The following is a 9,079-nucleotide window of genomic DNA, read 5'->3' on the forward strand; positions in this document are numbered from 1 at the left end:
GTGGTTTGACTTTAGATGAAATTCCGTGCGGCAAGTATGGAACTCTGGACCAGTATGTTCCAGGCGGTGATTACATTGTAATTAAGTTTGCCCGCTGGGCGTTTGAGAAGTTTAAAGGATCTGAGGATAAGCTTGGAACCCAGATGCGTGCCGTTGGTGAAGTTATGAGTATCGGTAAGACTTATAAAGAAGCTTTCCAGAAGGCAATCAGAAGTCTTGAGACCGGCAGGTACGGACTTGGCAATGCAAAGGATTTTGCAACCAAGTCGAAGAAAGAACTTTTGAAAATGCTTGCCGTTCCTACAAGTGAACGTCAGTTTATTATGTATGAAGCATTGAGAAAAGGTGCTTCCGTTCAGGAATTATTTGAATTAACGAAAATTAAGCATTACTTCATTGAACAGATGAAAGAATTGGTAGAAGAAGAGGAATCATTAAAGGCTTTAAAGGGAAAGGTTCCGCAGACAGACGTATTGAAACAGGCGAAGTTAGATGGTTTTGCTGATAAATACCTGAGCCAGATCCTGGAAGTAACAGAAGATGAAGTAAGACGTACAAGAATAGAAGCCGGAATCGTTGAAGCCTGGGAAGGGGTTCACGTAAGCGGTACCAAGGATTCTGCATATTATTATTCCAGTTACCATATGAAAGATGAGAGCCCGGTTAATAATGATAAACCGAAGATCATGATTTTAGGTGGTGGTCCAAACCGTATCGGACAGGGAATCGAATTCGACTACTGCTGTGTACATGCAGCAATTGCTTTGAAAGAGCTGGGATTTGAAACTATCATTGTTAACTGTAATCCGGAAACTGTTTCTACAGATTATGACACTTCTGATAAATTGTATTTTGAACCACTGACCTTGGAAGATGTACTGAGTATCCATGACAAGGAAAAACCGGTAGGAGTTATTGCACAGTTTGGAGGACAGACGCCGCTGAATCTGGCATATGACCTGAAAAAAGCGGGTGTCAATATTCTTGGAACAACACCGGAAACGATTGATCTTGCAGAAGACAGAGATCTGTTCCGTGACATGATGAAGAAGCTGAATATTCCTATGCCGGAAGCAGGAATGGCTGTTAACGTAGGGGAAGCGCTTGCGATTGCAAATAAGATCGGATATCCGGTTATGGTACGTCCTTCTTATGTGTTGGGCGGAAGAGGCATGGAAGTGGTTCATGATGATGAGGCTCTGACATTCTACATGAAGGCAGCGGTTGGAGTTACTCCCGACAGACCGATATTGATCGACCGTTTCTTACATCATGCTACTGAGTGTGAGGCTGATGCCATCAGCGATGGAACCAATGTATTTGTTCCGGCGGTAATGGAGCATATTGAACTTGCAGGTGTTCATTCCGGTGACTCTGCATGTATTCTTCCATCTAAGAACCTGACAGAAGAACAGATCGAAACCATCAAAGATTATACGAGAAAGATTGCAGCAGAAATGAATGTAGTCGGACTTATGAATATGCAGTATGCTATTGAAGACGGAGTAGTATATGTACTTGAAGCAAATCCGCGTGCATCCAGAACAGTACCGCTGGTATCAAAAGTATGTAATATTAAAATGGTTAAACTGGCAACAGATATCATGACTTCTTATTTAACTGGAAGACCGTCTCCGGTACTTGATTTAAAAGAGAAGAAGTTTTCACACTATGGTGTAAAAGAAGCTGTTTTTCCGTTTAATATGTTCCCGGAAGTAGATCCTTTATTAGGACCTGAAATGCGTTCTACCGGAGAAGTACTTGGTATTTCAGAAAGTTTCGGTGAAGCGTTCTATAAAGCGCAGGAAGCTACTCAGACCAAACTTCCATTAGAAGGTACCGTACTCCTCAGCGTAAGTGACAGAGACAAGCCGGAAGTAAAAGAAGTGGCACAGGAACTTCATGATTGCGGATTTAAGCTGATGGCGACCGGAAGTACTTATGAACTGATTAAGGAAGCCGGACTTGAAGCCGAGAAGATATCTAAGATTAATGAGGGAAGACCGAATATCCTGGATGCCATCACCAATAAAAAGATCCAAATGATCATCAATACACCAATTGATAAAAAAGGTGCAACAGATGATAGTTATATCCGTAAGGCTGCTATCAAGGAAAAAATACCTTACATGACAACAATGGCAGCGGCAAAAGCTACGGCAGAAGGCATTAAGGCAGTAAAGATGGGAGAACGTTTAGAGGTTCATTCATTACAGGAGTTCCATAAAAAAATCAAAGAATAATGCCTGCCAACAGAAAAAGTTATAAAATCTGCTTGACAAATTCAGACAGACTATGCTATAGTCTATTAGAAAACTGCCGAAGACAGTAGGTGCCGTAAGGCATAAGGTGAAAACGCCTACCGAGGAGTAATGAGTTCTAATAAGAATGATTTATGAAACCTCTTTGTCTTGTACAAAGAGGTTTTTTACGGCGGTACACATACTAACATAAGGAGGTGCACCATTCATGGCAAAAGTTGAACTTAAAAAACCAGTTGTTGAAGAGATTAGCGCAAGTATCAAAGATGCAGCATCAGTTATTTTAGTAACTTATAGTGGAATCAGCGTGGAACAGGACACAGCTCTTCGTAAAGAGCTTAGAGAAGCTGGCGTTGTCTACAAAGTATACAAAAATACAATGATGAACTTTGCATTCAAAGATACAGATTGCGAAGCACTCAGCAAACATCTGGAAGGACCAAATGCAATTGCAATTTCGAAAGAAGACGCAACTGCTCCGGCAAGAATCTTAGCAAAGCATGCAAAGACTGTTCCGGCAATCAAATTGATCGCAGGTGTCGTAGAAGGAGCTTACTACGATGAGACAGGCGTACAGGCATTGGCTTCCGTTCCGTCAAGAGAAGAACTTCTTGGCAAGTTACTTGGAAGTATCCAGTCACCTATTACAAATCTTGCTCGTGTTCTTAATCAGATTGCAGAAGCAAAAGAAGCTTAAGAATTCAACGTAAAACGTGGAACCGGGAAATCGGATATCCGAAAAAATAACTTAAAAAATTAAATGGAGGAAAATAAAATGGCAAAATTAACAACAGCAGAATTTATTGATGCTATTAAAGAATTATCTGTATTAGAATTAAACGATTTAGTAAAAGCATGTGAAGAAGAATTTGGTGTATCTGCAGCAGCAGGTGTTGTAGTAGCAGCAGCAGGCGGAGCAGCAGAAGCAGCAGAAGAAAAAGATGAGTTCGACGTAGAATTAACAGAAGTTGGACCAAACAAAGTTAAAGTTATCAAAGTTGTTCGTGAAGCTACAGGCTTAGGCTTAAAAGAAGCTAAAGAAGTAGTTGACGGAGCTCCTAAGGTTGTTAAAGAAGGCGTTTCTAAAGCAGAAGCTGAAGAATTAAAGACTAAATTAGAAGCAGAAGGCGCTAAGATCACATTAAAATAATCTGATGATTAGCAATCCCCGCAGTTACCTGGTTCCAGGTGTCTGCGGGGATTTTTTGTTGTCCGGAATAGGTCTTCACAAAAAAATATAGATATGTGAAGTTATGAACATATCTGTGAATGCAGATAATGTCCTGATTGTTTCGTGAATAAAATAACGAAAAGTTTGTGTTGATTTTGGTTATGTTCTGTGATAATATAAGATATATCCAAAATATAATCAACAAATTACAATAGTTTACCACAAATATGAAAGTGAGGATTTATCATGGGCGATGTTAAGAAACTGGGTTATTATGTTAATGGTGTGTTTAAAGAATCTAAGACGGAACGTTATACGGATGCTTGCAATCCTAGTACCGGTGAAATCACTGCAAAAGTACCCTGCTGTACTTCAGAGGAAGTAGAAGAAGCCATTGCAGCAGCGAAAGCAGCTTTCCCTGGCTGGTCAGGAACACCTGTAATCAAACGTGTTCAGATTCTTTATAAGCTGAGAGATCTGCTGATTGCGCATATGGATGAACTGACGGAACTTGTTGCAAGAGAAAACGGCAAAGCATGGGTTGAGGCAGAAGGTGACGTCCTGAAAGCAAAAGAAGGAACCGAACAGGCAATTTCCGCGCCGTCATTAATGATGGGCGAAAGTCTTATGGATGCTTCCTCCGGTTTTGACACTGTAATGTACCGTGAACCCATGGGTGTATTTGCAGGTATTGTTCCATTTAACTTCCCGGCAATGATCCCTATGGGATGGATGACACCAATGTGCATCGCCTGTGGAAATACCATTGTAATAAAGGCTGCAACGTTTACACCTCAGACTTGTATGCGCATCGCTGAAATATATAAGGAAGCAGGGCTACCGGATGGCGTAATCAATATTGTGACCTGTTCCAGAAATGAAGCGGAAATGTTTTTACAGCATCCGGATATCAAAGGAATTACTTTTGTAGGATCAACAGAAGTAGGATTACATATTTATTCAACTGCAGCAGCAAATGGAAAACGCGTTCAGGCTCTTTGTGAAGCGAAAAACCATGCACTGGTGTTGAATGATGCACCAATTGAAAGAACAGCAGCTGGAATTATTAATGCAGCCTTTGGATGTGCCGGTGAACGCTGCATGGCACTCCCGGTGGTTGTAGTCCAGGAAGATATTGCAGATGACCTGGTTCATGCAATTGTAGAAAAAGCAAGAGAAATTAAAGTCGGTCCGGCTTATGATAAAACAACAGGTATGGGTCCGGTAGTAAATGAAGGGCATAAGAAGTTTGTTACGAATTGGATCGAAAAAGGAATTGAAGAGGGTGCAGAACTGATCTTAGATGGAAGGGATATCCAGGTTCCGGGATATGAGAATGGTTATTATGTAGGGCCTACGATTTTCGATCACGTAAAACCGGGAATGACCATCGGAGACAGAGAAGTATTTGGTCCGGTTCTCTGTATCAAACGTGTGAAAGATTTCGATGAAGGACTTGCGGTTATGAATGCAAATCCATATGCTAACGGTTCTGTAATCTTCACACAGAGCGGTCACTATGCGAGAGAATTTGCAAGACGTACGGACGGAGGAATGGTGGGAGTCAATGTAGGTATTCCGGTTCCCGTAGGTATGTTCCCATTTAATGGACATAAGAAATCTTTCTTTGGAGATCTGCATTGCCTTGGAAAAGACGGATATCGTTTCTATACAGAAGGAAAAGTAGTGACAACCCGTTGGTTTGACGAGGAAGAGAAGAAAGCCAAAACAGTTTCTACCTGGGATGGAACAATCTGATCTGCTTTAAAATTGTAATTTTAGAATGTATGATAACTTAAAATGATGCTGGTGCTGAGAGATAATCTTGGCACCGGCATTTTTTATATTGCTGGTGAGAAAAATTGATTTGGTGAATTTTACATTATCATGTATAATATTTTTAGAATGTTTTTGAAAATCAAAGTGGGGGTAGAGTTAAATGAAAAATGTAAAAAAGCGATTATTTATTCCATTAACATTAATTCTGATATTGCTGTTTGGCATATCACCTGTTTTCCAGGCGGACGCTGCATGGAAGCACAAAAGTACAGGCTGGTATTATTATACAAAGAGCGGAAGACTGCAAAAAAGCCGCTGGGTTGGTGACCGGTATGTAAATTCCAAAGGAAGATGGATCGTAAGCTTTAAAAATACCGGGAAGGGATACCGCTATAAGAATGGCTCTAAGGGATACCTGAAAAGCCAGTGGAAAACAATTGATGGGAACCGTTATTATTTTAATAGGAAGGGTTATGCCGTTACACAAAGCTGGGTTGGCAGTCATTACCTGGAGGCAAGCGGGAAATATGTAAAAGGGCTTGTGAAAACATCGAAAGGCTGGCGTTTCCGGGATGAAAAGAACCAGTACATAACGAATAAGTGGAAGACTATCAATAATAAACGGTGCTATTTTGATAAAAATGGTTATGCGGTCAAAAATAAAAGAATTACCATAAATGGAATTAAATACAGCTTTGATAAATATGGTTTCATGAAGCCGGGTATGCGAACTGGGGATAAAGGAAAGAAATATCAGAACCAAAGCGGAAGTTATCTGAAAAACAGTTGGAAGAAAGTGTCGGGTAAGTGGTACTATTTTGGCAGTAATGGTTATATGGTAAAAAATAAATGGGTTGGCGATTACTATCTGGGCAGTAATGGGGCAATGGTGAAGAGTACTTTTATAGGAAGTAAGTTCGTTGATGCTTCCGGGAAAAAGGTAAGCGCTTCTGCATTAAGCCTGTCTGCACCCTCTGCGGTATTAATTGACGCTAAGACGGGAAAAGTTATTTATCAGAAAAATGCAAATCAAAACCGCCCCAATGCCAGTACCACAAAAATAATGACGGCAATACTGGCTTTGGAGTATGCCGGATTGAATGATTCAGTTTCTGTCTCTGCGTATGCCGCAGGACAGGAAGAAGTAAAGCTGTATATGAATCCGGGTGAAGTCTATCGGATGCAGGATCTGCTGTATGCATTACTGCTGCCTTCCTATAATGATGTGGCAGTCGCAATAGCGGAGCATATCAGCGGCTCGGTACAAAATTTTGCAGATCTTATGAATCAGAAGGCTAGAGAGCTTGGATGCAAAAATACAACCTTTGTCACACCAAATGGACTGGAGATGGGAAATCATGGTTCGTCGGCTCTGGATCTTGCAAAGATGCTGCGTTATGCTATGAAAAAAGATTTGTTCCGCCAGATTATACAGACCAGGGCTTATAGTTTTTCCAGCCTTTCTGGCGGCAGAGGATTTACGGTATATAGTACGGATGATATGCTGGGCCAGATGTCAGGATTCCTGGGCGGAAAAACAGGTTGGACAACTTTGGCTGGACATTGCTTTGCCGGGGCGATGAGCAAAAACGGAAAGACCTACATTTCGGTGGTTCTGGGGTGTCCAAGCAGTGAATCCAGATGGAGGGATACCAAAACCCTGCTAAACTATGGTGCTGCAAATTATTGATGCTATGTATACGGCACATTTCAGATACAAGCTGAAATCCACAGTTTGCTACTGTTTGTTTTTAATCATGCTCTTAAACAGGAAGTTCAAATTGTACAAATTTAAAACCAATTTTTTCAGGAGAAACTGCTTGACAGCAGTTTTTCTTTATGCTAAAGTGGAAGATGCACTATTGTGCAGGATTGTGCCCAAGGGTATCATTATGCCCAAAACCGGGTTGTTGGAAATAGTTTATATTTATATAGAAAGAACAGGGGTGAAACGTCAATGGAGAAAAACAGGATACGACCAATCAAAAGCGGCAAAAGCTTTCGTATGAGTTACTCAAGACAAAAAGAGGTTCTGGAAATGCCCAATTTGATTGAGGTCCAGAAAGACTCATACCAATGGTTCCTAGACGAAGGAATGAAGGAAGTTTTTGAAGATATCTCTCCAATCGCAGATTATAGTGGCAAACTGAGCTTGGAATTTGTAGATTTCACATTATGTGAAGATGATGTGAAATATTCCATCGAGGAGTGCAAGGAGAGAGATGCAACATTTGCTGCACCGTTAAAGGTTAGGGTGAGACTTCATAATAAAGAGAATGACGAAATCAATGAACATGAGATATTCATGGGGGATTTGCCTTTAATGACTGCAACAGGTACCTTTGTAATTAATGGTGCTGAACGTGTTATCGTTAGTCAGTTGGTTCGTTCGCCAGGTATTTATTATTCAGTTGCTCATGATAAAATTGGTAAAAAGTTATTTTCTGCTACCGTTATTCCTAACAGAGGTGCCTGGCTGGAATACGAAACTGACTCCAATGATGTTTTCTATGTTCGTGTAGATAGAACCAGAAAGGTGCCGATTACGGTTTTAATCCGTGCACTTGGCATCGGTACCAATGCTGAGATCATTGAGTTATTTGGTGAAGAACCAAAGATCCTGGCAAGTTTAACTAAGGATACATCAGAAAATTACCAGGAAGGTCTTCTTGAATTATATAAAAAGATCCGTCCGGGTGAACCGCTGGCAGTAGAAAGTGCAGAAAGCCTTATTACCAGTATGTTTTTTGACCCTAGAAGATATGATCTTGCTAAGGTTGGCCGTTATAAATTTAATAAGAAGCTTCTTCTTCGCAACCGTATCTCAGGACATGTGCTTGCAGAAGATGTTGTAGATACTACTACAGGTGAAATTCTGGCTGAAGCAGGCACCGAAGTAACACGTGAAATTGCAGATGCTATTCAGTATGCAGCAGTTCCTTTCGTTTGGATTCAGACGGAAGAACGTAATGCGAAAGTAATCTCCAGTATGATGGTTGATATTACGAATTTCGTTGATGTTGATCCAAAAGAAGTGGGTGTTACAGAGTTAGTATATTACCCTGTGCTTGAAAAAATACTGGAAGAAAATGACGATATTGAAGATATCAAATATGCAATCAAGCAGAATATCCACGAATTGATTCCGAAGCATATTACAAAAGAAGATATTATTGCTTCTATTAACTATAATATGCATCTGGAATATGGAATTGGCAATGCAGATGATATCGACCATTTAGGAAACAGACGTATCAGAGCAGTAGGCGAATTGCTGCAGAACCAGTACCGTATTGGTCTTTCCAGGCTGGAAAGAGTTGTACGTGAACGTATGACAACACAGGATCTGGAAGGAATTTCACCACAGTCTCTGATCAATATCAAGCCGGTAACAGCAGCTGTTAAAGAATTCTTTGGTTCTTCCCAGCTGTCTCAGTTCATGGATCAGAATAATCCGCTTGGTGAGTTAACACATAAAAGACGTTTATCCGCACTGGGCCCTGGTGGTTTGTCCAGAGATAGAGCGGGATTCGAGGTTCGAGATGTTCACTATTCCCATTATGGAAGAATGTGTCCGATCGAGACACCTGAAGGTCCTAATATCGGTCTGATTAACTCCCTGGCAACCTATGCCAGAATTAATGAGTATGGTTTTATTGAAGCACCATACCGTAAAATAGACAAGACAGATCCGACAGATCCTCGTGTTACGGAAGATGTTGTATATATGACTGCAGATGAGGAAGATAATTATCATGTAGCTCAGGCGAATGAGGCCCTGGATGAAGAAGGACATTTTGTTCATAAAAATGTTTCTGGTCGTTACAGAGAAGAAACGCAGGAGTATGAAAGAACTACATTTGATTAC

The 9,079-nt window shown here is 40.7% G+C and carries 6 protein-coding genes, 1 pseudogene and 1 other annotated feature; all 7 genes and pseudogenes read left to right on the top strand.

The annotated features are described in order from the left end of the window. A partial coding sequence (gene carB, locus RHS_RS22385) for a carbamoyl-phosphate synthase large subunit (RefSeq protein WP_047834421.1) occupies positions 1–2,243 on the top strand: 2,243 nt, incomplete at its 5' end. 58 nt (positions 2,244–2,301) lie between these two features. Next, positions 2,302–2,440: a sequence feature (ribosomal protein L10 leader region), on the top strand. Positions 2,441–2,469: 29 nt separating this feature from the next. Continuing rightward, on the top strand, positions 2,470–2,958 hold the full coding sequence (gene rplJ, locus RHS_RS22390; protein ID WP_027296071.1) for a 50S ribosomal protein L10: 489 nt from the start codon (positions 2,470–2,472) through the stop codon (positions 2,956–2,958). Between the two features lie 78 nt (positions 2,959–3,036). Next, the gene (rplL, locus tag RHS_RS22395; protein WP_027296072.1) at positions 3,037–3,411 is read left to right on the top strand and encodes a 50S ribosomal protein L7/L12; all 375 of its coding nucleotides are present in this window, start codon (positions 3,037–3,039) and stop codon (positions 3,409–3,411) included. Positions 3,412–3,678: 267 nt separating this feature from the next. Beyond that, on the top strand, positions 3,679–5,190 hold the full coding sequence (locus tag RHS_RS22400; RefSeq protein ID WP_047834422.1) for a CoA-acylating methylmalonate-semialdehyde dehydrogenase: 1,512 nt from the start codon (positions 3,679–3,681) through the stop codon (positions 5,188–5,190). Positions 5,191–5,371: 181 nt separating this feature from the next. Further along, entirely contained in the window at positions 5,372–6,901 is a 1,530-nt protein-coding gene (locus tag RHS_RS31670) for a hypothetical protein (RefSeq protein WP_070040688.1), read from the top strand. Positions 6,902–7,031: 130 nt separating this feature from the next. Next, the gene (locus RHS_RS31675) at positions 7,032–7,220 is read left to right on the top strand and encodes a hypothetical protein (RefSeq protein ID WP_141728551.1); all 189 of its coding nucleotides are present in this window, start codon (positions 7,032–7,034) and stop codon (positions 7,218–7,220) included. Then, a pseudogene (locus tag RHS_RS22415) lies at positions 7,169–9,079 on the top strand (DNA-directed RNA polymerase subunit beta); the annotation flags it as partial. The gene RHS_RS31675 and the pseudogene RHS_RS22415, both read left to right, overlap by 52 nt.

The sequence above is a fragment of the Robinsoniella sp. RHS genome, assembly GCF_001029355.1.
Classification (GTDB): domain Bacteria; phylum Bacillota; class Clostridia; order Lachnospirales; family Lachnospiraceae; genus Robinsoniella; species Robinsoniella peoriensis.